Genomic DNA, 25392 nt, shown 5'->3' with positions numbered 1-25392 from the left:
GCTATAAATTTAAAAGACTAAATTTAAGGACATGGATACTTGACGGGAGAACGGGTAATCAACCCCTCGCTCCATCTTAATCGTCGAGAAACGGCAAATATCCTCCATGTACAAACCGATAGTGGCAGAGCTGATGCCCACACGCCTCAGCCAACCGAATTTCTGCGCATTTGCCCGGTAGGACAAATTTATCGTGGAAAAATAGAACTCATTATCATCCATCACAAAACGGGAACTCTCTTTGGTATCTGTCGCGTAAATCGATTTATTAATCGCTTTAAAGAAAGTATGATCTCCCGGTTCCTGCCAACGATCGTACAAAGCACGACGATCGGCATTCAATCGAAGATTGGCATTTTCCACCTTGTTAATCAATGTCTTGTTGAAAGTCTGTCCACCCCAATGGTATTGCCCCGCCAGAGTCAGACTGAAACCCCGGTAAGTAAAAGTGGTAGAAACCGACCCCGAGAATTTGGGTTCACTATCCCCGTAGGGTACCTGATCGAAAGACGAGTATTCACTTGTTCGTTTCCCGTCACGAGTCAGAAATACTTCCTTACCGGAAGCCGGGTCGATACCCAAGGAGCGTACTACCCAAATGGTGGTTTGCGAGTAACCGTTTTCATAACGGGGTAACGGGTATTTCTCACGCTTTTCATCCAAATTCGACGTACTCTCGTATTGGTCAGCCAATGCCATTTGCTTCTCGTTCATCACCTTCAAGGCGTTGGATATTTCCTCGATCCGTGACTTATTCCTCGATCCGGTAAAAACGACATTCCAATAAGCCTGATTCGACGGGTTGCTGTAAGGCATCAAACGCAGTGTCACCTCGTACCCTTTGTTCGAGATCTTACCCAAATTCTCTTTCATCGTTGAAAAACCGACCGAAGGAGCCATGGTAAAATCCAGCAGGGTATTTTTCGTGTATTTCTCATAATATTCAAACTTCGCACTAAAAATATTGTGAAACATGGTAAAATCCACGGATGCATTATAGTTTTGAGTCTGTTGCCATTTCAAATCTGGATTTCCCAAACCGTATATTTCCGTACCGATCACGTCCGAACTTTTATACGTCTTCAACAACTTGGCGTAAGTATACATCTGCAACGACTGGTAAGGCGTAAACCCCTGTGAACCGGTAATCCCGTAGGTACCCCTCAACACCAACTCGTCAAAAATACCCAGATTACCGATAAACTCCTCTTTATTGGCATTCCAACGTGCCCCCACTGACCAGAACGGCGCGTAACGATTATTCTCACCAAACTCGGAAGAAGCATTGATACTCATACTATAATCGACAGCATACCGTTGTTTATACGAATAATTCAATGTCATCATAAAATCCAGTCCCCGGGACACGCTCTCGCTACCACCCGTCGTCTGGTATTCCGTTCCCATGTACACTTCACTCAATTTATCATTGGGAAAACCTTTCATGGTGATAGAAGTTACTTTGTTGGTATTCTCCTTTATACTGTAACGGGCGAAAGCCGAGAACAAATGGTCTTCCCCGAAATTCTTATTATAAGAAGCCTGTAAACTCAACCGGTAACTACTTCCCTCCGACTTCGACCAATAATAAGACCCCTTCTCCGCGGGATCTGTTACCGCGTAAAAATCATTATGCTGTGCCGATTTGAAAGTTTCCACTGTTCCGTCTTTCCGCGTCAACGTGAAGTCCAGACTCAAACGCAAAGCATCTATCGGTAAATATTCCACCTTCAACGCTTCCCGCAACGTGAAACTACGGCTATCGTCTTTCGAATCAAATTGTGCATTCCAGAGAGGATTCAAAGTCGGGGTTTTATAATCGGCTATATACGTGTCCCCTACCCGATGATCATCCAGCACCTGCTTGATATTCCCGTTATCGTCCGTCTTGCGGTAATAAGGATTGATTTTTGCATAATCTTGAAAACTCCCGTAAGGTGAGGTACGAGCCCCATCAGAATAATCTACCGACAAAGAATTATTAATCAATAATTTACCAAAACGGTAATTCAAATCAATCTTTCCGGTCTTCGTGTTCAGGTCCGATTTTTTCATAACACCCGGCGACCATTTGGCTCCCAGATAAATTTTATAACGCAAAGACTTATCTCCACCTTCCGCCGTCAAACCGTGACGATGAGCGAAAGCTGTCTGTACCGGTTCTGATAACCAATAAGTATTCACCCCTCTCAACACATCCTGCTGGATTCTATTGTAATATGCCTGCAACGCCACATCATTTTTATTGCTGTAGAACCCGGACAATTCCTCCGCCCGTAACTTTTCTTCCGCGTTCATCAAATCGTACACGCTCAAATCCGGCCATTGCAGTTCGTAATTACCATTATAAGTAAACCGTAATTTCCCGGGTTCCGGGGCTTTGGTTTCCACCACAACCACCCCGTTAGCCGCTTCCGAACCGTAAATCACCGTCGCTGCCGCATCTTTCAATAGCGTGATTGATTCCACCTGTTCCGGATCAAGGTCCATAATCGTCGTGGCATCCACCCCGATCACCCCGTCCAAAACAAACAACGGCTGGTTCGGGCGGGAATTTACATCACCGCGCAACACCACGACATCATTACTTTCATAATTACCGATACTCGCCTGCCCGCGCATCTGAAAATCGGGAATAGCGTTCGGGTTCGAACCTGCCAGATTACTGGTATTCATTTTAAACCCCGGGTCCAACATTCCCAAGGCCTTCAACACGTTTCCCGAAGTCATGCGCTTCAGTTCTTCGCCCGTCACTCTCGTAGAAGACCCCGTAAAACCTTCTTTCTTACGAGTAAAAATACCGGTTACTACCACTTCTTCCATTGTTTCCACGGCTTCTTTCATCATCACGTTAATCGTTTCCTGTCCCGTGAATTTCACTTCCATCGTCTCCATACCGATAAAAGAAAATACCAGTACAATATCCCCTCCTTTAGCGAAAGCCAGTTTATAGGCACCATCAATATCCGTGGCTGTACCAAGACTCGTGCCCTTGACCACAACCGTCACTCCCGGCAATAACTCCCCTCGCGTGTCTTTTACCACTCCCGAAACGGTCACCTCCTGTAGCTTTGCTTTCTCCACTTTCTTTTTTATCAATATAGATCCCATCTCGAAGCGGTATTCAAAAGGAGTACCCGCGAATAGTTTGATCAAAACGGAATCCACCGTCACGTTTTGCAGGTCTAAAGTAACCTTCGACATCGAAGACAATTGATCCGGATCGTAAACGAAATTCAATTTCGTCTGTTCCTTGATTTGCCGGAATACAACCGAAACGTCCACTTGTTTTACTTTAATCGTAACTCTCTGCTGCTGTGCCATTCCCAAAAAAGGCAAACACAGAAACACGACCAGCAGGATTACCCAATTCCCTCGTGAAAGCTCTGACCTTTTTCGTTCAAAAAAATCAGAAAAAACAAATCGAATCTTGTTTTTTTTCATACATTTGTAAATTAACGATTTGAACTAACGGATGCTACAACATCCTTTACAAAACCGTAAGCTGTTGACGCACCTTACGGTTTTTATTTATCTCTAACTCTTATTTTATATTTCCAGCCGCTTGCACCGTAACCGTGTTACCCTTCACTTCAAAACGCAATGTGGCAGGTCCCTCTATCAAACGAAGTACCTGCTCTATATCATCATAACGGTCGATCACTCCCGTAAATCGTTTTTGTTTCACGCTTTCATTCGTGTAAAATACCTTCACGTCATACCAGCGACTCAGCCGCTCCATAATCTCCTCAATCGTTTCACGCTCAAAAACAAACTCACCGTTTCTCCACGCGATATAAGCATACGGATCCACATCCTTCACCTGCACCGTTCCGCTCTGTTCCTCAAATTCCGCCATTTGATTCGGTTTCAGTATCACCTCCTTGCCCGTCGAATTTACCCGGATACCCACTTTACCATTCACCAGTGTTGTTTGTATCACACCCTTTTGATAAGTATTCACGTTAAACTCCGTTCCGTATACTTTCACGTTCATATTGTCAGTCGACACGATAAAAGGATGTCCTTCATCATGAGTAACTTCAAAATAAGCCTCTCCCGTCAAGAAAACCTTTCTCTCTTCCCCGTTAAAAGTAACCGGGTAACGAAGTTCCGTCTTGGAATTTAACCAGACTTTCGTACCATCAGCTAACGTCAACCGGTAATATCCCCCCACAGGAATCCGCAAGATATTAAAAACAGGCTCAATCTTTTCATCTTTTTCCTGCACTCTCGCGTTAGCGTAATTCAACCCGTTCAAAGAATCATTTAGAATACCCGTTTCCTGCATCCCTTCAATTAATGCACCTTGTCGCGTCAGAACCACCCGTTCACCCGTTCCTAAAATCAGTTCGGCTTTTACACCCGGCACCGCTCTTTCCACTCGTGCAATTAATCTCTCTTCATCCAAATTGCGCCATTCATCTACCATCCGCCCGATGAAAAGAGCAGCAATCAACACGATTGAAGCCGCCACGGACCAACGCAATGTCATCCTCCGGCTTCTCCGGTCAGCCACGGATTGTTTCAAACGAGTCAACTCCTCCATTTCCAAATGCCCGAACTCTTCAACTGCCAACCTCTCCCTCACGGTAGCCAACTCATCCAGCAACCGCACGTGTTCCTTATCTTTCATCCACAATTCAACGGCAGTATCATCCAATTCTTCCCGATTCGTCAATATCTGTCCGGCAAACTCTATATCTTCATCACAATATCTCATGATTATTTAAATTTTACAATAACACAACAACACCCGTGAAATGGGTGACAAACAGCTACAATTATTTTATATTTTTCTTTCATTCCGACCAACCGACTATAACAATCTGTTATTCATCAAAATACCCAATACTTCTCAATTCACTTCTTTCAGAAATACAACTTTTTCGGAATCAAATCCCCAAAAATCACAACTTTTTCGGAATCAATTCCAAAAATTCTTCAACTTTTTCGGAATGGCACAAAAAAGAGTGCTCCTTAAAGCACTCTCGATTTTGAACATTTGATGTTCTCAACTCATTTCTTATACTTCTCCAATGATTATTTTAAAGTGAACATCAGCAACACCACATCTTCCCGCAACTCGTTTCTCAAGAATTTCAATCCGCGGGATATATGAGTTTTCAAGGAATTTACACTGATCTCCATCTCGTCCGCCACGTCTTTATATTTCCGTCCCTCGACAAAACACTTCATCAATACTTCCCGCTGCTTCTCCGGCAATTCCGCCAATTTTTCATTCAACCGGTTTAGTCGTTCCTCGTAAACTCCCAGTTCTTCACCTGCATTCTCCAACAAATCCGAAACCTCCCTCTCGTTCATTGCCACCACCCGTAAATGCTTCAGATAATTCAACGCGTAATTCCGGGCTAAAGTAAATAAATACGATTTCATGGAGTAGGAAACATCCAGACGCTTCTTGTTTCTCAACAGGGCAAAAAATACATCATGAACGATATCTTTCGCCACCTCCTCGTCATTCACGTAGCTACATACAAATCGCATCAAATCTTGGAAATAAGATTTGAATAAATCTTCAAAAGTGCTATCATTAAAATCAATATTCCCCATGTTTGTATGTCTCAGTAACAATCACACGTCACCACAAAAGTAAACTTTTTTCGGATACGACAAACAAACATTTTTATATTTCACGCGAACAACCGCTATTCCTCGACATTCTCCATCACGATAGAATCACGGATTTCCCCGCTCACCAGCAATAACGACAATTCCGAAACCTTTGCCTGATATATAGCCGACAATTTCCGGTCTACGGCATCAATATAACTACGTTGAAATTCCCGGAACTCGATTCCCGAGAGAGAACCGATCTTGTATTTTTCCAAAGCCGCATCCAGATTTGCAGCCGCGACATCAGCACTCTCGTTTTCGAAATTCACCATTAACAAGTTATTCTCGTACGTGTTATACAACAACGCCAAATCCCCGAGCATCTCTTTTTCTGCCTCTTGGTATGAAAGCTCGGTATTCTCCAACTCGATCTTCGCGTTTTTAATCTTCGTACGATTCTGTAAACGACTAAAAATAGGTACGTTCAGCGAGAAGCCCCAGTAAAATCCGTTCGTCCTGTTTAACGTGGTCGCGGAAGACGGTGTATCCGTTTTATTATAGTTATACCCGGAAGTAAAATCCAACGTGGGGAACAACACAGCCCGGGTATTTTTCAAATCCAAAGCCGAGATTTTCTGATCCTTTTTTGCCAGCAACAAAGTCGTGTTACTTTGTAACGTCCTTTGTTCCAATACACCTAAAGACAAAAGAGGTCCCAATAAAATCGTATCCCGCACGTATTCCACCAACTGCAAGTCAGTATTCATCAACTTGTTCAACGTGATGTAGGCTCCTTTTAACGCTTCTTTCTGTTTCACGTAAACAGAACTGTCCGCGTTTAAATCTATCTTTGCCTGTTGGGCTTCCAAACCGGAACGATTACCCACCTCGTAGCGGGTCTGTGCTTCCTCGTAGCGTTCGTTAGAAACCTCCAACGAACGAAAAGCCGCTTTCAACTTATGCTGTTGCACCAGCACGTTATAATAGGCAGCGCTTACATTCACGATCAGATTCTCCACCGCCTGCTGAACGGCAAGTTCTCCCATCGCCAGCAACTCTTTCTGCTTCTCGTGCGTGGTAAACATCTCCAACCCGTCGAACAAACGCCAGTTCAGTGCAACCCCGGCAGAATAATTATCCGTCTTTATATCGGACATCTTATTCACCTCTCCCGCACTATTTTCCGTTTTGGAATCATTACGCATTTGTGTCTGTTTTGCATTCGCATCCACGGTAGGTAAAAAAGTAGAGTAATTCAAATCATTCTTTGCCATACGGGCTTCATTCCGGATAATCTTAATAGAATAATTCGACTCCAACGCCTGCGCTATACATTCCGGCAAAGTCTTTCGCTCTTGGGCGAAACAATTGAAAATTGAAAATTGAAAATTGAAAATGAGCAATAAAAATATTGCCTTCAATGCAATTCTCTTATATTGTAACCCACATTTTATCATATCAACTTGTTTTATTCCTTTCAAAAAACTCATGAATATATCCATTTTCAATTTTCAATTTCTTCTATGATCCGCACTTTCTTTGCTGACAAATACGTGTAAATAGCCGGAATCACAAAAAGAGTCAATAACGTGGAACAGACCATACCGCCCACCACGGCTATACCCATTGCGACACGGCTTTCTGCCCCGGCTCCCGTCGCCATTGCCATCGGCAAAATACCTAATATCGTGGATAAACTGGTCATCAGAATCGGGCGCAAACGTGCCACGGCAGAATCCTCGATTGCTTCCCTCATGGATAAGCCTGCCGCCTTACGTTGATTCGCAAATTCCACGATCAGAATACCGTTTTTAGATACCAATCCGACTAACATGATAATACCGATCTGGCTGAAAATATTCATCGTCTGCCCGAAGTACCACAAGGTCACCATTGCTCCGATCAAAGCCAAAGGCACGGTAAACATGATAATCAACGGATCCCGGAAACTTTCGAACTGTGCCGCCAATACCAGATAAATAAATACCAATGCCAACATGAAAGCAAACATCAGACTGGAAGAACTTTCCACGAAATCTTTCGAAGTACCGGACAAAGTAGTCTTAAAATCGTCATTCAGCACCCGGTCAGCAATCCGGTCCATCTCCTCCAATCCTTGTGAAAGCGTTACCCCTTTCGCCAATCCTGCCGATACGGTTGCCGACACGAAACGATCGTAACGATACAACTGCGGCGGCATCGAACTCTCGCTAATAGAAATCAAGTTATCCAGATGCACCAACTCTTTATTGGCATTTCTCACGTATATACCTTGCAGGTCACTCGGTTTATTCCGGTCTTTACGTTCCAACTGGCTCAATATCTGGTACTGCTTCCCGTCCATAATATAATACCCGACACGTTGCTCGCTCATCGTCAACTGCAACGTTTGAGCGATATCCTGCACGGAAACCCCCATGGCTGCCGCCTTATCGCGGTCAATGTTCACGGTCAACTCCGGTTTCGTGAATTTCAAGTTCAAATCGGAAGCCGAGAACATCGGACTTTTATTCACCTCATCCATAAACACGGGCAGCATCTCTTTCAGATCTTCCAGATTCTTCGCCTGAATCACGTATTCCACGGGCAATCCACCGCGACGTCCTCCGAACGTCTGTTGTTGTGAAACCAAAGTACGAGCCCCTGTAAATTGTCTTACCTTCAAAGCAAGTTCATCGGCAATCTCCTGTTGTGTACGTTTCCTGTCATCCGCATCAACCAACCACAACTGCAAGCTCGCCCGATTCGTCTGTCCGCCCCCGATAAACTCGATGACTTTCTCCTGCTCCGGCACAAAATCCTCAACAAAAGTTGAAATCTCATCCGCGTACCGGCTCATGTATTCGTATGTCGCACCCTCCGGCGCCACCGAATTCAAGCGAATATTGGAACGGTCTTCCAAAGGAGCCATCTCTGACGGTATCAACAACCAAAGAAAATAAATAGCCACCCCGGAAGCGCAAAGGATAATAATGGATACATAACGCACTTTCAAGAACATCTGCAACCAACGCCTGTACATATCGGTCATCCCCACGAAGAAAGGTTCCGTTTTCCGGTAAAACCAATTCTTGGCAGCATCCCGGGTCAATAATTTAGTGGAAATCATCGGGGTAAACGTCAACGCCACGAATGACGACACGCAAACCGCCCCGGCAATAACAATACTAAACTCACGGAACAACCGTCCTGTCGTCCCTTCCAAAAATACAATTGGGAAGAACACCGCCACCAGCACCACCGTGGTAGCGATTACGGCAAAGAAAATCTCGTTAGCCCCCTTGAATCCCGCTTGCAAAGGCGACATTCCCTGCTCTATCTTCGTAAAAATATTCTCCATCACCACGATAGCATCGTCCACCACCAACCCGATCGACAGCACGACGGCAAGCAAGGTCAGAATATTGATCGTGAAACCGGCAATATACATGATAAAGAAAGAGGCTATCAATGATATCGGGATTGCCAGCACGGGAATCAATGTCGTCCGCCAGCTCCTCAGGAACAAGAATATAATCAATACCACCATGATAAACGCCTCGAATATGGTATCCTGCACCTCGTTGATAGAACTACGGATAAATACCGTGTTATCGAAAGCGATTGTCGCGTCAATATCATCTGGCAAATCCTTCTCCAAATCCTTCATCACCACGTATGCCCTATCTGCGATATCGATATAGTTTGCACCCGGCTGCGGTATCAAGGCACACATCACCATCGGAATCCCGTTACGCTTGGCTATACTTCGGGTATTCTCGGCATCAACTTCCGCGACACCGATATCGCTAAACCGGATAATCTGTGCACCATTACGGGCTATCACCAGATTATTGAAATCATCTATCGACATCAAACGCCCCAACGTCCTAATCGTCAATTCCGTGTTATCCCCCTCGATACGACCGGAAGGCAACTCGATATTTTCTTTTTCCACGGCACTCTGCACGTCCATCGGCGTCAGCCCGTAAGCTGCCAGTAACGCCGGGTCCATCCGCAAGCGCACCGAATAACGCTTCTCTCCCCAAATATCCACGCTACTAACCCCGGGAATCGTCTGCAACCGTTCCTTGTAATAACGTTCGGCATAACCGCTCAAGTCAATCAGAGAACGTTGTCCACTTCGCAAAGAAATAGCAAATATAGGTTGGGCATCCGCATCCGCCTTGTAAACGGTAGGCGGGTCTATATCTTTCGGCAAACGCCGCAAAGAACCGGAAACCTTATCACGCACGTCATTAGCGGCAGTTTCCAAATCCACGTCCAACTCAAATTCTATCGTAATTCGACTCTGCCCGTCACGGCTGGTACTACTTAGCGAACGGATTCCTTGAATACCGTTAATCGCCGACTCCAACGGCTCGGTAATCTGCGTTTCGATCACGTCGGCATTCGCCCCCACGAAAGACGTGGAAACCGAAATCACCGGGGGATCAACACTCGGGTAATCGCGTACTCCCAAATACAACAACCCGATTGAACCGACAATCACCAAAAGCAGGTTCAACACGGTAGCCAACACGGGACGTTTTATACATGTCGAAGATAAACTCATCTAATTTTAGATTTTAAATTTTAGATTTTAGATTCCTACCGCACAAGACCGACGCTTAGGATTTCACCTCCATAAGCCCCGCGCCTTTTCATTTTCAATTTTCAACTTTCAATTATTAAGGCTTACATTCACCGCCATCCCTTCACGCAACTGCATCAATCCGCCGGTCAACACGGTATCCCCGATTTGGATTCCTGCCGTTACCTCAACAAATTTATTATCGCGGCTTTCCGTCTGCACGGCGACACTGGTTGCTTTACCGTTTTTCAGTACCCACAAACGCTTACCGTTCATTTCGGGCACCACGGCTTCCGTGGGAATCAAAATAAATTTCAATCCTTCCGCCGTGTTCCATTGTCCCTTCACGAACATTCCCGCCATCAGGTTATCCGTGTTTCGATAACGGGCACGCAATATAGCTGCATGCTTATCATTGATCTGCGGGTCTACGGCATACACTTCCGCGCTAATATCATGCTCCAATCCCGCCACTTCAAAATCAATCTTCCTGCCCACGATAGGAACTCCCACGATATATTTCTCGGGTATCACAAATTCTACTTTCAGAAAAGAATTATCCACGATTGTAGATACTTTCGTGCTGGGTTGCAGGTAACTCCCCACGCTCACGTATCGAAAACCCATTTGCCCGTCAAAGGGAGCCCGAATCTCGGTACGGATAATCTTCACCTTCAGAAGTTCGATATCCGCCAGATTCATATTATACTCCGTTTCCAACTGCTGAAATTCTTCCACGCTTATCGACTCCCGCTTCAACAACACCCGCAAACGCTCCAACTTCGCTTCCTGCAATTTCTTTTGAAACTCCAACCGCTCCAACTGAGCCTTCAAATCGGAATCGTCCACCTTCACCAACAAATCCCCCTTCTTTACACGAGCCCCCTCCTTAAACGCGATCTCAACAATTTTCCCGGCAGTCTCCGAAACCAACTCCACCTCCTCGTTAGCCACCAACGATCCCGTCACCGGAATACCGGTTGAAGAAGTTGCAAGAGAGGCCACAATACCGGTTACCGGTAGCGCTCCCCTCGATGCGGCACGGGGTGATGCAGCCGTTTTCGGGCTATCGTCAGCACTATCACTTGAAAAAAAATCCAAACGAGGAATCAATATAATACCCACAACAACAATCGGTATACCTATCTGTAAAACTCTTTTTAATCCTTTGTTCATAATTAAAAACATTACATACAATTACCTTAGTGTTCGCTTACTTCACAGGCATTCACGACACTATTGTTAAGACATCAAATATCTTCAAAAGTTTATTGGCAAACCGTTAAGACTTTGTTAAAATACCAAGGATTTTAAATTTAATTTCAGAACCAATGCCTCCACTTGAACACCACGAACCCGAACACGGAAAAAAGAATGGATATCACGATCACGATCAAAAAACCATACGGGTTTTCCTCCAGTGAATTGGGCACGTTCATCCCGTACAAACTGGCTATCAACGTCGGCAACATCAAGATAATAGAGATAGAAGTCAATCGTTTCATCACTATATTCAAATTATTGGATATCACCGAAGCGTAAGCATCCATCGTCCCGCTCAATATATCGCTGTATATTCGAGCGGAATCCTGTGCCTGCCGCAACTCGATCTCCACGTCTTCCACCAGATCCTCGTCAAAAAATTGCCGCTGTACCTTCAACGTCTTCATCTTGATCAGCAAATTATCATTTCCTCGCAACGAAGTGATAAAAAAGACCAAAGACTTTTCGATCTTCAACAATCGCTGCAACTCCTCGTTACGAATGGACTTCTCCAGTTCCACCTCCGCCATGTGCATCTGCGCATTGATTTGCTTCAAGTATTTCAAATACCAAACCGAAGAAGACAGGAAAAGGCGGAACACCAAGTCCCAGTTATTCTCGATCTCCAGATTCTTCCGGATCACATAATTGATAAAATCCGGTATCATTGCCGTCTGGTGATAACACACGGTCACGAACACATCCCCCTTCACGATAATACCCAGAGGCACCGTGATAAAAGGAATACTGTTATCTACCGATTTGAAAGGAATACGCATAATCATCAGCGTCCATCCCTCTTCCACTTCCAGACGGGAACGCTCGTCAACGTCCTCGATGTCATCAATAAAAGCCTCGGGAACACCCTTTTCGTCGATTAAATATCGAATATCTTCTTGAGTTGGTGAAACAACATTAATCCAGCAATTGGGTTCCCATATTTTTTTCTCAACGAACCCTACTTTACCCATTAGGAAAGTTCTCATAATAATTCCTCCTTCAATTTATGAATAGAGGCTTTATTCGGAACCCCTACTCAGATTAATACCGTTGATGATAGTCGTCCATATCTTGTTCTATGAATTTTGCCACAAAAGTAATCTTTTATTTTTAAGATAGTTGCTTTACAACTGGTTTTATTTTTTCAGATCAATAAACACGGGAAGATGATCGCTATACCCACCGATATACTTTGGCCCCCTGTAAGTCGGTTTCGGACGTTTTCCAAAACTTCCCTTTTCTTCCTCCATCAAAAAATCGGAAGCCACTATTTCCATTCGCCCGGAAGAACGCAAACCATGCTTTCCGTCCAACAAAGTCCCGGAAACAATCACGTGATCCAGCGTCTGCCACTCTCCCTTGAAACGATAACTTCCCCGAGTCTTTCCCAACAAATAATAACCGGTATTATAAAGATCGCGGGAGTTTATTTCTTGTCCCTCCGGATTTTTCGTTCCCAACGCCTGTTGTGCACGAGTATTTGCCCGTCCGTTCATATCCCCCATAATCACGATCATCGCTTCCGGCTGACACGATTGTATTGAATCAACTTTCTCCCTTACAACAGAAGCCGCTTTCACCCGTTTCCATTCACTTTTAGCCTCCCCGCCCCGCATGGAAGGAAAGTGACAGACAAAAAAATGCAACGTATCGACTTCCCTCAATACCCCTTTGCAATAAAGGATATCCCGGGTGGTTTCCCCTTTCCTCAATTCCACTGGGAAAAATTGACTTCTCAATTCCCGAAACACCGTTGTATTATACAAAAGAGCCGCATCAATCCCTCTCGCGTCAGGCGAATCCTCGTGTACAATCCCGTAATTCCCGTCAGCCAATCCGGTTTTTCGAATCAGGTCAAATAAAACCTGTCGATTCTCCACTTCCGCGAGACCGATAATCGTCGGCAATCTTTCGCTCGCAAGCAGCGCCCTTGACACATTCAATATTTTCCGGTAATAACGTTCTTTCGTCCAATACATTTTTCCCCTCGGGGTAAAATCTCCGTCCGCTCTCAAAGAATCTTTACGAGTATCAAACAGATTCTCAACATTATAAAACACCACTCGACAAGAATCCGTCTGTCCTGACACCCTTCCGTGAAGCAGGCAAAAGAGAAGAACGAAACATCCGATAGTCCTTCTCATCAACATATTACAATAAAATAATCCTTTTTTCCAGCAAATGAATAATTTTACTTTTCAACGCATTCGCGTTAATCGGCTTGGCGGCATAAGCATCGAAACCACTCGCCATGATTTTCTCTTCATCCGAGGCATAAGCATACGCCGTAACGGCAATAACGGGTACGGTTGAAGATATTTTACGTATCTTTTGAACCGCCTCGTATCCGTTCAATTCCGGCATATTAATATCCATCAACACCAGATGCGGGCGATGTTCCTCGAACAAATTCACCGCTTCTATCCCGTTCCACGCGTGTAGCAGCTTATAATCTTTCTTCAGAATAGACTCGAAAAGCATGTAATTACTCGGGTTGTCCTCGGCAATCAGAATTTTCAATTTGTCCTTTTCCACCGCCTCCTGTATGATAAACTCGTCTTTTTTGTTCTCCTCGTGATGCAATTTCACGGGATTATAAGGTACTGTAAACCAAAATGTAGAGCCATTACCGATTTCCGACTCTACCCCTATTTTTCCACCCATTCGTTCCACGATAGTTTTACAAATTGGCAATCCTAACCCCGTTCCTTGGGCGAAAGAATTTAATTTCACAAAACGTTCAAAGATAGCCTCTTTCTTATCGGCACTAATTCCGCAACCGGTATCCGTCACGTAAAAATACAAGGTATTCTTTTCCAGCAAATGATACCCGAAGCGAATACTTCCCTTTTCCGTGAATTTCGTCGCGTTATTAATCAAATTCGCTATAACTTGAGTCAATCGGTTCTTCTCCATATGGATACAACATTCCGGCAATCCTTCCTCGAAAACAATTTCCACCGCGGAAGTTGTCAATCGCAACGCGGAGGTTTGCTCCAGTTCATGCAACAAAGCGTTCAAATCAAAATCCGAATAAACAAACTCCATCGAACCGGATTCGATTTTCGAGAGATCGAGAATATCATTAATCAACTGCAAGAGCAACTTGTTATTATTCTCGATGATATTCACGTACTCCTGCTTTTCACGCTCCTCTTCCGCGGAAGCCAATATATTGGAAAAACCGACAATAGCATTCAACGGCGTTCTGATCTCGTGGCTCATATTCGCGAGGAAAGCCGACTTCAGACGATTGGATTCTTCGGCATGTTCCTTCGCCTCCCGTAAATCCAGTTCCATCTTCTTACGTCCCGTGATAACCAAAGAAGAACCGACCAATGATAAAGCCTTTCCGTTCTTATCCTTTTTCTCCACGGCAGCCTGCGCTTCCACCCACTCGAATGAATAATGGTGATTATTCCTGTCCAGAACCCGGTACTCCTCTTTTATCTTTTCCACCTTTCCCTCGATCAAGGCAGAATAAGCCGCACGTACACGTTCCCTGTCATCCTTGTGAATCTTGGAGAAGTATTGATCTTGAGGTACAGACAAAGTATCTTCACTTCCTTGGTAATGTTGCAACTCTATCGGACGATTCACATCACACAACATAGTCCCGTCCTCCAAATTCCAACGCCACGGGATAATATTGGCAACATCTAAAGCCATTGCCAACTTATAATTCACGGACTCCAACAGCGCTCTCGTGTTCCGTAAATCGGTAATATCCACGCAAAAAACATCGATCATCCCGACTTGTTCCGAAGCGACAAGCAACACCTCGAAATATTTCTCGATAGCCTTGTGATAATACTCTATCGTGAAAGACTTCTTTTCGGCAAGCATCGTCTTGTACAAGACAAGATACTCTTTATAATTACTATTCAGAATCTCACTCCCTCTCTTGCCAACAATATTCTCACCACCTTTAAAATACTTGCAAAACATGGGATTAATAACTTGCACGACATAATCCTCCAGTTCCCCCCGACTATTGTATATCAATTTATGCTTCGTATACGCGATAGGCATATTATTAAATAATGCCTCGTATTTTTTCAAAAAAGACAATTCCTTCTCGTGCAAAGACCGTTCCTTCCTCATCAAACGTATCCTCTCCCACATCAAATAAAGAGAAAACAATAAAACGGCAACAACAAATATCATGTACCGGTTCTTGGACCAGAAACTCTCCGGAACAAAAAAGTAATGCGCGTTATCAGGATATATCGACGTGGGAATACCGGCTTTCTGCAATACATTATAACACAAATAATTATCCGGTTCAACTTGTTGCCAAGCAACATCCTTGGGACTCTTTCCCGCCATGATCTCCCGTAATGTCCGGGCGACCGTATGCCCGAACTCTTGTCCCGAATAAAAATATCCTCCCGCCAGCTCTCCATCCTCAATCCCTATATCTTCCAATATAAACACGGGATGATGATCGAAAGTACTTATCGTCTTATGATTATTACATGAAATATATTTATTACCGACCATACCCTCGCGTTGAAACCAAGAGAAATACAGTAACCCAACCTTATTTATATCAAAAGAAGATATTGAATCCAACATATCATCCATAGTCATCTCCCCTTCCGTGAAATAACTTACTTGAAGATCCGGAAAATACTTCTGACAAACTTCCCGCATCTCGTATCTTACCTGCGCACTAACATAACGATGATCGGAAATAAGGACTACCTTTTCCATTCCGGGAAGCAACAATTTCATTTCATCAATCGTGCCCCTCACGTGAATGGGGCATTCGACAACCGTGGCATTATATCCTTTTATCAGTTCCCGAAAAGATTTCATCTCTCCCGGAACAATCTCTTCTTTCCCCAACACGGAAGTCCACGACGTCACATAATCTTCCTGCACGCAAAAGATTATCGGAACATCTTTCCACACTCCGCGAAAAGCATCTTCAAACAAGCACCACGCGGGAGACCCGAGTACCACAATACAACGAGGCAATGGAATCGAATGTTTTTCTATTATCAAACGTTTCCTTTGCCGCGCGATGGAATCCTCCTCGACCAAAAGCATATTGAGGGACTCGACAAGAATATCCTCCTCGATCGAAGGATCTTTCCGAAGGCTGTCAATCACGTAATTCGACCACACGGTAACATCCGTGTACGAATTAATAACCAAGACATTATCCCGATCACGAGCCCACAAGGCCGAAAACTCAAACAAAACAAAAATGAATAAAAAACCGATCCGTAAAATATTCTTTAAGCACATGCCACATTTACCTTTATAAACGAGTACAAAGGTACAAATATAGCTTAAACTAACAACCGGAAAATGAATTAATTTCCCTACCTTGCCCGCACTTCGCAAATCACGGAATCGGCAATCACTAAATCACCGAATATTTCCCCAGTTCCTCCCAATACTCCAACGCCCGCCTCGTGTGGGGAATCACGATAGTTCCCCCGACAAGATTGGCTACCGAGAATATCTCGAACAACTCCTCCGTGGTCACCCCGAGTTGATGACACTTTTCCAGATGATACTTGATACAATCGTCACAACGCAAGACCATGGAAGTTGCCAATCCCAACATCTCTTTCACCTTGGCGGACAAAGCGCCATCCATATATGTATTCGTATCCAAATTATAGATACGTTTGATTACCTTATTATCAGCGGCAAGAATCTTTTCGTTCATTTTAGCCCGGTACGCCCGGAACTGTTCAACCATTTCACTCATAACTCTTTCAATAAATTCCGATCAACTTCAAAATATCATTTATATTCGCGAATAGCAACAAGAATATCAAAAAGAACATTCCCGCTATCTGGGCATTCTCCATAAACTTCTCGTTCGGCTTGCGACGGGTAATCACCTCGTACAACAGGAATACCACGTGCCCCCCGTCCAAAGCCGGTATAGGCAACAGGTTCATCACACCCAGAATCAATGACAGGAAAGCCGTCAAATCCCAGAACGCGTGCCAATCCCATACACTCGGGAAGACATTCCCGATAGACACGAAACCACCCAAAGATTTGAACGCCTCCGCGTTTTCAAACAACTTGAACTGCTTCAAATAAGATTTTACCTTATCCACTCCCATGTTGATACCCGCGGGCACGGACTCCAAGAATGAATATTTTTTCACGGCAAATTCGAAATCGGCTATAATCCTCGGCTGTATCCCCATGAGCTTGGAGTCGCCCATATCGAGATAGAGAGTTAATGTATCCTGCCCTCGCAACACTCTCACGTTCATCACGCTATCCCGATGATTCATCACCAGTGACTGGAACTCGTCATAATAAGTAAATCCCCGTCCGTCCACCTCGATAATCGTGTCAGTCGCCAACATCCCGGCATTCCTTGCCGGTGCGTCTTGAGCGAAAGCCACAATCTCACCGTTATACTTGTAACGAGGTGCCAACAAAGCCTTCTGGTCAAAACCATTGGAGGAATAAGCCAGTATCTTCTTGACCAGAGTAGGAGGTATTTCAAGGCTCACAACCCGTTCATCCCGTAGCACTTGCATAGTCTTCGGCTCATCCAGCAAAAGATGAAGCATGATATCACTGAAACGCTCCACTTTTTTGTTATCGAAAGACAAAACGATATCCCCGTTACGCACCCCCGCGTCCAACATAATGCTGTCACACACGACACCGTATTTCACGTTTTCCGCCGGCAGATACTCCTCGCCCCAAGTATAAAGCACCATGATATATATAAAGAATGCCAGCAGGAAATTCACCAACACCCCGCCAATCATGATTAGCAACCTTTGCCATGCCGGTTTGGAACGAAATTCATAAGGTTTTGGCGGCTCTTTCATCTGCTCCAAATCCATCGACTCGTCAATCATCCCGGAGATCTTCACGTATCCCCCCAAAGGCAACCACCCCATCCCGTACTCGGTTTCCCCCTTTTTAAAACGGAAAATCGAAAACCACGGGTTGAAGAAAATAAAAAACTTCTCCACCCGTACCTTGAAAAGTTTTGCCATAAAGAAATGTCCCATCTCGTGCAACATCACGAGAATCGACAAACTCAACAAAAACTGTAATATCTTCACTAATACATCCATGTTCTGATTTTAGATTTATTGATTTTAGATTTTAGATTCCGACCACACAATCCCTCCCGCCCGTGAAGTGATTTAATGATTCCCGATCCTGTGATTACTTCATTTTCAATTTTGCATTTTCAATTTTCAATTGCTCTGCTATTCTCCGTCCCTCCCGGTCGGTCGCTATATAATCCTCCAACGTCGGCTGTCCGATGAAACTGACTTTATCCAGCGTTTTCTCTATCACGTCGGACATCGCCGTGAAGGAGATTTCCCCTTGCAGGAAGGCAGCCACCATCACCTCGTTCGCGGCATTCAACACGCAGGGTGCATTACCGCCGCGGTTCATCGCCTCGTAAGCAAGTCCCAAATTGCGGAATGTCTTTATATCCGGTTTCTCGAACGTCAAGTTAGAACACACGCTAAAATCCAGACGGGGAATATCGGAATGTACCCGTTCCGGGTAAGTCAACGCATATTGTATAGGCAAACGCATATCAGGCACACCCAGTTGGGCTTTCACGTTCCCGTCTTGAAACTGTACCATCGAATGTACCACGGATTGGGGATGCACCAGCACTTCAATCCGCGAAGGCTCCACCCCGAACAACCACTTCGCCTCGATAGCCTCGAATCCCTTGTTCATCATCGAAGCGGAATCAATGGTCACCTTGGCGCCCATGTGCCAATTCGGGTGCTTCAGAGCTTGAGCGGCAGTTACCGTCCTTAAATACTCGTGATCTTTCCCCCGGAAAGGTCCCCCGGAAGCTGTCAACAATATCTTCTCTATCGGGTTATTATGCTCTCCCACCAAACACTGGAAAATTGCCGAATGTTCCGAATCCACGGGCAATATCGCCACCTTGTACTCCTCGACCAGACGATTGATCAAATCCCCGGCGACAACCAGCGTCTCTTTATTTGCCAACGCGATCGTCTTTCCCGCTTTTATCGCGTTGATCGTCGGGAGCAAACCGCTATACCCGACCATTGCCGTTACCACCACGTCAATAGTAGACGTTCGCACGACTTGAGCGATAGCGTCACTTCCCCCGTACACTTTTATATCTTCATCCCGCAACAAATCCCGCAATTCCCCCAACTTCTCCTCGTTCCCGATCACCACCATATTAGGTTTAAATTGTTTCGCCTGCCGCGCCAACAACTCCACCTGATTATTTGCCGTGAGAACTTCCACGCAAAACCGTTCCGGGTTAGCCTCGATTACCTGTAATGTCTGTGTTCCGATAGACCCGGTCGATCCTAATATTGCTATATTTTTCATTAATTTCTAATCGTAAAAACTCCAATCACTTAAATTTAATAAATGTCTCCGGGTTCAATGCTTTCCCCCCTTGCCACAATTCAAAATGCAAATGCGGTCCCGTTGTTTCCTCTCCCGTGTTTCCCACCACGGCAATAGCCTCTCCCGCTCGTACAAAATCACCCTGCTTCTTCAACAACACCGAATTATGCTTGTATATTGAAACCAGATTCCCTTGATGCTGCACTTGAATAACATATCCCGTCTTGATCGTCCAGTCGGTAAAGATCACCACACCATCCAGCACGGACAACACGTTAGAATTTTGCTTCGCAACCAAATCGACACCGTAATGACGGGTTCCCTCGTCAAAATGATTCGTCACGATACCGTCCAACGGTGAAAAGAAATGATAGAAATCATCATCCGAAAAACTGACTTGTCCCAACGCCAAATTATACCGCTCCTCTCTCTCCATCACCTCCCGGAAACCCGCTTCTTCTTGCGACACGCCCAACATCGTCGTGTCATAATTAATTTTTACGTTCTCGCTTGAAGCCATGTAATGAGTCGTATCCAACACCTCGTCCCTCAAAATCATCTGGATGGAACGCAGGAAACGATCTTTCTTCTCCACCTCGTTCAATAAAGAATCTACCCGTAAGGCATTCTGGGTAAGCTGCCTTCTCAACTGTTGACTCGGGTAACCGGGAATAAATTCTCTCAAATTCGTGAAAGCGATTAACATGATTGTCAAAATAATCAACACCACCGCCAACGAGCTTAAAGCCGTCAGCACCTGCAAGGGGGATAGACGAAGATGCATCACCTCCTCGTAGGTAGACTCATTAAAAATGGTCAACTTGTAGCGATTCTTTAATTTATTCCAGTATTTCCGTTTCTTACTCTTCATCCGAATATTTTTAGCCTCCAAAAATAGTACAAAAATCCAATTTTCCCATCCCGAAGGTTTAGAAAGTTTATAAAGTACCCGCCTTTCGTCCGCATAGCCCACAAATTGCCACACCCGCATCACGAGTCAACTCCGTTTTTCCCTCTAAAACAACCCTAATCATACTGAAAACCTATAACAAACGTAAATATATAATGAACTTATCTTACACGTCATTTATAAAATAATCTACACAAATTCAACCCAAGCAAGGTCAAAAATCTATCGTCATAGGAGTTTCATGGAAGTATGATAGAAGTATAATAGAAGTATTACCCAACCAACACCCTCAAAAATAGATATAGCAACCTTCCCCGTCCCCTATCTTCTCACTAAAAACCTATTGATTTCCCCCCTCGTTTACAATTTTGACGGGTACTGGTAGATACGCAAATGAAAATAAGGCATCACGGCAAGCAAATGATCGAAAATATCAGATTGCACTTTCTCGTAAGCCACCCACTCCTGAATACGTGAAAAACAATAAATTTCCAACGGGATTCCCGTGGCAGACGGTTGCAATTGCCTCACCATATACGTCATATCCATATTCAGATTCGGGTTTGCTTCCAGTTTCCGAACGGCATATTGACGGAAAATCCCCAAATTCGTCAGTCGCCTCTCGTCCAACACATCCCCTTTCCCCTTGTTCTGTTCTGTCAGCACGGGAAGTATATCCTCGATATATCCCTTCAGAACGTCAGATTTTCTCAACATGGCGATCTCCTCATCCGACAGGAAATGCACCGAATTCATATCTATATTAATAGAGCGCATAATCCGCCGTCCCGCCGATTCCTGCATTCCCCGCCAGTTCGTGAAAGAATTGGAAACCAACTGGTAAGTAGGCACTGTCGTGATCGTCATATCCCAATTTTGCACCTTCACCGTGTACAAATTGATTTCCAGCACCGTCCCGTTCGCGTTATTACTCGGCATCACGATCCAGTCCCCGATACGCACCATCTGATTGGACAACAACTGCACACCCGCGACAAACCCCAGAATCGCGTCTTTGAAAACCAACATCAATACCGCCGCGAAAGCACCCAATCCGACCAACAGATTACGGGGCGACTCCCCGATAAACACGCTCACGATCGTGATAACGACCGCCGACACCACGAATATTTTGATTACCTGCACGAACACCTTGATAGGTCTGTCGCGCGCTACCGGGTAGGACTCGTAAATCCGGTTAATGGCATCCAGTACCGTGACAATCACGTATCCCGCCACCACTAGAATCCACGCCACGATAAAACGGTGGAAAAGCTCAATATGCTCCCACTTCCCGTAAACAATCTTAAAGGCAAAATCAATAAACAGCGGGGGTATCAAGTTAAAAATTCTCTGGAAAACATGTTCATCCAAAAACACGTCATCCCACTTGGTCTTGGTACGCTTGACCACTTTGGCAAGCAACCTCATCACTCCTTTACGGAGAAAAAGAGTGAATAAAAAAGCGATCAGACAAATAACCGCGATCTGCAACATCACCTCCACGAGTGAAGCCGTTTCGGGATCTTTAATTCCTAAATTGAGCCAAGAAAACCACTTACTTATATTTATCTTCCAAATCATACTATTCCTCTCCTTTTTATATGCCCTATACGAGAATTGAACAGGAAAAAGTTAAGAATTACAGATTTTTCTGATTCCAAAACACCTGATAAGTTAAAATCATATTAACATATAATCTTTCCGACTACCCCGTAAAGCCTTCATTTTTCTCTATTTTTACAATTCCGCCATAAATTAACGTTAAAGATTTTAAGCGACAGGATAAATTTGCTTACACTTTACTATATTTGCAGACACAAACATTAAAACATTAAAATAATTCGTATGACAAAAAGACTATTAACCGTGTGTGCTTTATTGGCGCTGCTCAGCTCTAGCTTGTTCGCCCAATATGACATGAAAGCACCACTTCCCAAAGACCCGAATGTCAGAACGGGAAAATTAGCTAACGGCTTGACTTACTACATTCGCCACAACGCGGAACCCAAGGACAGAGCAAGTTTCTACATCATCCAGAACGTGGGAGCAATCCTCGAAAACGATGACCAGAACGGATTGGCTCACTTCTTGGAGCACATGGCATTCAACGGTACCAAACACTTCCCCGGAAGAAAAGGTATCACCAATATGTTGGAAAAACACGGGGTTGAATTCGGTAGAAACGTGAACGCCTACACCGCACAAGACGAAACCGTGTACAATATCAGTGATGTTCCCACCACGAACGAAGGACTTTTAGACACTTGTCTGCTCGTGCTTCACGATTGGTCGCACTACCTTCTGCTCGTTGACGAAGAAATCGACGGTGAAAGAGGCGTTATTTCCGAAGAGTGGAGAACCAGAAGAGATGCGGGATTCCGCATGAGAGCTGTAACCATGCCGGTTCTTTTGAACGATTCCAAGTACGCGAAAAGAGATGTAATCGGTGATTTGGACATCATCAAAAACTTCAAATACCAGACTCTCCGCGATTACTATCACAAATGGTACCGTCCCGATTTGCAAGCGATTGCAGTTGTCGGAGATTTCGACGCTGAAAAAATGGAGCAAAAGGTAAAGGAATTATTCTCCAAGATCCCGACTCCGGTAAATCCTGCCGTGAGAGAAACTTTCGAAGTCCTTCCCCACGACGGAATCAAGTTCGTGTGCGCCACGGATAAGGAAGTAACTAATTCTTCCATCGCCGTTTACATCAAATACCCGGCTCCCACGAAAGAAGAAAAAGGACTGAACGAAGCCTTGAAGAAAGGACTTGTTCAATCATTCTACAACACGATGTTGGCTCAACGCATCAACGAATTACTCCAAAAAGGTAATCCTCCCTTCATCAACGGAAGCGCAGGCTTCGCCGGTGGTATCGTGAGAGGCGTCAACGCTTATTACTTCGGGGCAACAGCAAAACCGAACGAGGAAGCTGAAGCATTGGAAGCCATCTACCGTGAAAATGAAAGAGTAAAAAGATTCGGCTTCACGCAAGGAGAACTCGAAAGAGCAAAAACAAACATGTTGGTAGGTTTGGAATCGGCTAACAAGCAAAAAGACAAAACCACTTCCGAAGACTATATCGATGAAATAAAAGAAAACTTCCTTGAAGGAGATCCTATCGTTGACTTCGATTACTATTACGAGTTCGCGAAAGCGGTTATCCCGACAATCACCGTTGACGAAGTTTCCGCATTGGCAAAACAATATATCGTTCCGACCAACATGGTAATCATCGTGCAAGGACCGGCAGAAGGTGTGAAACACATCACGGAAGCAGAGGCTCTCGCCACGTTGAAAAAAGTTGAAGATTCTCAACTTGAACCCTATCAGGACGAATCCGCCGAAGCCAAACTGATCAACAAAGAGTTGAAAGGCTCAAAAATCATCGCTACCAAGAAATTACCGCAATTCGAAGCAGAAGAGTGGACACTGGAAAACGGTGCGAAAGTTGTATTCCGCAAAGCAGATTTCGAGAAAGACCAAGTAGCCGTGGCTTCTTACAGCAAGGGGGGGACCTCTCTATACGGTGTTGACAAATTAGCTTCCGCGCAAGTTGTCGCTGATTTCGTTGGAGCTTACGGATTAGGCGACTACGATGCTATTACCTTGAAAAAATTGTTGACAGGTAAACAAGCAAACGTCGGTATCGGTATCGGCGGATTGTCAGAATCTGTCGGTGGTGGTTCAACTCCCGGGGATTTCGAAACCTTGATGCAATTGATTTATTTGAAATTCGAGGAACCTCGTTTCGATAAAGAAGTTCACAATGCAATCATGCAACGTAACTATGCGGCTATCGCGAACATGAACAACAACCCGAAAAAAATCATGCAGGACTCTATTAACATGATCATGAGCAATTACAGCCCGAGAACCCTTTTGTTTGGGAAAGAATTCTTGGATAAGATCAGTATAGAGCAAATCGAGGAAATTTATCGTGACCGTATCAAAGATATCAGCGACTTCACGTTCTTTATCGTGGGTAACATTGACGCTGAAACCGTGAAACCGTTGGTTGAAAAATACTTGGGTTCCGTGCAGTCCTTCAACCGCAAAGAGAAGTGGGTTGACAACAAGGTAAGAGGCCCGAAAGGAAAAACCGTGAAGGTGATCGAACTTCCGTTGCAAGACCCAAAAGCTACCGTTATCACGAGCTTCTCTAAAGATATGAAAACCAGTATTCACGACAATATCTGCCAAAACATCTTGAAAGGAGTACTCGATCAAAGATACCTGACAAATATCCGTGAAAAAGAAGGCGGTACCTATGGAGTAAGCGTTCAAGCCGGATCATCCAGAGAACCGTACGAAAGTTATAGCATGAGCATGATGTTCGATTGCGACCCGGATAAGGCTGACCACTTGAAATCATTAATCTATGCCGAAATCGACTTGTTAATGAAAGAAGCTCCTACACAGGAAGAGATCAGCAAGGTTATCACGACCATGAAGAAAAACCGTGAACAATCCAAACCTCACAATAACTATTGGATGAGTGCTATCCAAACTTACTACCTCCGCGGTATCGATATTACCGACCCGAAAAACTTCGATAATATCATCGACAAGATCACCCCGAAGGATGTACAGAAATTCACCAAGAAATTATTCAAGGGTGCCGACGTGGTTGACATGATGTTCATACCGGAAGCAAAATAATTATTATTTGATATAAAAAAAGACCGCTCAAAAGCGG

15 protein-coding genes are annotated in these 25392 nt (G+C 44.5%); 1 reads left to right on the top strand and 14 read right to left on the bottom strand.

Going from position 1 to position 25392, the window contains the following annotated elements; all coding sequences use genetic code 11:
* Positions 1-9: 9 nt before the first annotated feature.
* The 14 genes from L0M98_RS07370 to L0M98_RS07305 form a co-directional block, all read right to left on the bottom strand.
* Positions 10-3444 carry a SusC/RagA family TonB-linked outer membrane protein gene (locus tag L0M98_RS07370; RefSeq protein ID WP_227215372.1) on the bottom strand — a complete coding sequence of 1145 codons (3435 nt, stop codon included), beginning with the start codon at positions 3442-3444 and terminating at the stop codon, positions 10-12.
* Positions 3445-3544: 100 nt separating this feature from the next.
* The gene (locus L0M98_RS07365) at positions 3545-4723 is read right to left on the bottom strand and encodes a FecR family protein (RefSeq protein WP_227215373.1); all 1179 of its coding nucleotides are present in this window, start codon (positions 4721-4723) and stop codon (positions 3545-3547) included.
* 320 nt (positions 4724-5043) lie between these two features.
* Entirely contained in the window at positions 5044-5574 is a 531-nt protein-coding gene (locus tag L0M98_RS07360; protein WP_099290169.1) for an RNA polymerase sigma-70 factor, read from the bottom strand.
* A 95-nt stretch (positions 5575-5669) separates the two neighbouring features.
* Positions 5670-6920, bottom strand: a complete 1251-nt coding sequence (locus L0M98_RS07355) for a TolC family protein (RefSeq protein ID WP_237961678.1) — start codon at positions 6918-6920, stop codon at positions 5670-5672.
* A gap of 161 nt (positions 6921-7081) precedes the next feature.
* Positions 7082-10132 (bottom strand): efflux RND transporter permease subunit, encoded by a 3051-nt coding sequence (locus L0M98_RS07350; protein WP_099290168.1) that lies wholly within the window; start codon positions 10130-10132, stop codon positions 7082-7084.
* A 108-nt stretch (positions 10133-10240) separates the two neighbouring features.
* A complete protein-coding gene (locus tag L0M98_RS07345) occupies positions 10241-11326 on the bottom strand; it encodes an efflux RND transporter periplasmic adaptor subunit (protein ID WP_227215375.1) in 1086 nt (361 codons plus the stop codon).
* Positions 11327-11472: 146 nt separating this feature from the next.
* Complete coding sequence (locus tag L0M98_RS07340) at positions 11473-12399, bottom strand: magnesium transporter CorA family protein (protein ID WP_227215376.1); 927 nt, start codon at positions 12397-12399, stop codon at positions 11473-11475.
* Positions 12400-12549: 150 nt separating this feature from the next.
* Positions 12550-13557, bottom strand: coding sequence for an endonuclease/exonuclease/phosphatase family protein (locus L0M98_RS07335; protein ID WP_227215377.1), 1008 nt, complete (start codon positions 13555-13557; stop codon positions 12550-12552).
* A 7-nt stretch (positions 13558-13564) separates the two neighbouring features.
* On the bottom strand, positions 13565-16621 hold the full coding sequence (locus L0M98_RS07330; protein WP_227215378.1) for an ATP-binding protein: 3057 nt from the start codon (positions 16619-16621) through the stop codon (positions 13565-13567).
* Between the two features lie 166 nt (positions 16622-16787).
* Positions 16788-17141 (bottom strand): carboxymuconolactone decarboxylase family protein, encoded by a 354-nt coding sequence (locus L0M98_RS07325; RefSeq protein WP_186977781.1) that lies wholly within the window; start codon positions 17139-17141, stop codon positions 16788-16790.
* Positions 17142-17148: 7 nt separating this feature from the next.
* The gene (gene rseP, locus L0M98_RS07320; RefSeq protein WP_186977783.1) at positions 17149-18489 is read right to left on the bottom strand and encodes an RIP metalloprotease RseP; all 1341 of its coding nucleotides are present in this window, start codon (positions 18487-18489) and stop codon (positions 17149-17151) included.
* Between the two features lie 94 nt (positions 18490-18583).
* Complete coding sequence (locus L0M98_RS07315) at positions 18584-19756, bottom strand: 1-deoxy-D-xylulose-5-phosphate reductoisomerase (RefSeq protein ID WP_227215379.1); 1173 nt, start codon at positions 19754-19756, stop codon at positions 18584-18586.
* A 25-nt stretch (positions 19757-19781) separates the two neighbouring features.
* Complete coding sequence (locus tag L0M98_RS07310; RefSeq protein WP_099290395.1) at positions 19782-20648, bottom strand: M23 family metallopeptidase; 867 nt, start codon at positions 20646-20648, stop codon at positions 19782-19784.
* A gap of 399 nt (positions 20649-21047) precedes the next feature.
* Positions 21048-22271 carry a mechanosensitive ion channel family protein gene (locus tag L0M98_RS07305; RefSeq protein WP_099290156.1) on the bottom strand — a complete coding sequence of 408 codons (1224 nt, stop codon included), beginning with the start codon at positions 22269-22271 and terminating at the stop codon, positions 21048-21050.
* A 264-nt stretch (positions 22272-22535) separates the two neighbouring features.
* Here L0M98_RS07305 and L0M98_RS07300 point away from each other — a divergent pair, with 264 nt between their 5' ends.
* On the top strand, positions 22536-25355 hold the full coding sequence (locus L0M98_RS07300; protein WP_227215380.1) for a M16 family metallopeptidase: 2820 nt from the start codon (positions 22536-22538) through the stop codon (positions 25353-25355).
* The last annotated feature ends 37 nt before the right edge of the window (positions 25356-25392 follow it).

It is taken from the genome of Butyricimonas sp. DFI.6.44, assembly GCF_022132345.1.
Classification (GTDB): domain Bacteria; phylum Bacteroidota; class Bacteroidia; order Bacteroidales; family Marinifilaceae; genus Butyricimonas; species Butyricimonas muris.
Note: the sequence above shows the minus strand (reverse complement) of the source record. Positions and strands in the feature narration are given on the sequence as shown.

Bases quoted from the DNA above. Each gene is read 5' to 3' on its own strand.
- L0M98_RS07370 (WP_227215372.1), bottom strand. From the start codon at position 3,444: ATGAAAAAAAACAAGATTCGATTTGTTTTTTCTGATTTTTTTGAACGA.
- L0M98_RS07365 (WP_227215373.1), bottom strand. From the start codon at position 4,723: ATGAGATATTGTGATGAAGATATAGAGTTTGCCGGACAGATATTGACG.
- L0M98_RS07360 (WP_099290169.1), bottom strand. From the start codon at position 5,574: ATGGGGAATATTGATTTTAATGATAGCACTTTTGAAGATTTATTCAAA.
- L0M98_RS07350 (WP_099290168.1), bottom strand. From the start codon at position 10,132: ATGAGTTTATCTTCGACATGTATAAAACGTCCCGTGTTGGCTACCGTG.
- L0M98_RS07345 (WP_227215375.1), bottom strand. From the start codon at position 11,326: ATGAACAAAGGATTAAAAAGAGTTTTACAGATAGGTATACCGATTGTT.
- L0M98_RS07340 (WP_227215376.1), bottom strand. From the start codon at position 12,399: ATGAGAACTTTCCTAATGGGTAAAGTAGGGTTCGTTGAGAAAAAAATA.
- L0M98_RS07335 (WP_227215377.1), bottom strand. From the start codon at position 13,557: ATGAGAAGGACTATCGGATGTTTCGTTCTTCTCTTTTGCCTGCTTCAC.
- L0M98_RS07325 (WP_186977781.1), bottom strand. From the start codon at position 17,141: ATGAGTGAAATGGTTGAACAGTTCCGGGCGTACCGGGCTAAAATGAAC.
- rseP (WP_186977783.1), bottom strand. From the start codon at position 18,489: ATGGATGTATTAGTGAAGATATTACAGTTTTTGTTGAGTTTGTCGATT.
- L0M98_RS07315 (WP_227215379.1), bottom strand. From the start codon at position 19,756: ATGAAAAATATAGCAATATTAGGATCGACCGGGTCTATCGGAACACAG.
- L0M98_RS07310 (WP_099290395.1), bottom strand. From the start codon at position 20,648: ATGAAGAGTAAGAAACGGAAATACTGGAATAAATTAAAGAATCGCTAC.
- L0M98_RS07305 (WP_099290156.1), bottom strand. From the start codon at position 22,271: ATGATTTGGAAGATAAATATAAGTAAGTGGTTTTCTTGGCTCAATTTA.
- L0M98_RS07300 (WP_227215380.1), top strand. From the start codon at position 22,536: ATGACAAAAAGACTATTAACCGTGTGTGCTTTATTGGCGCTGCTCAGC.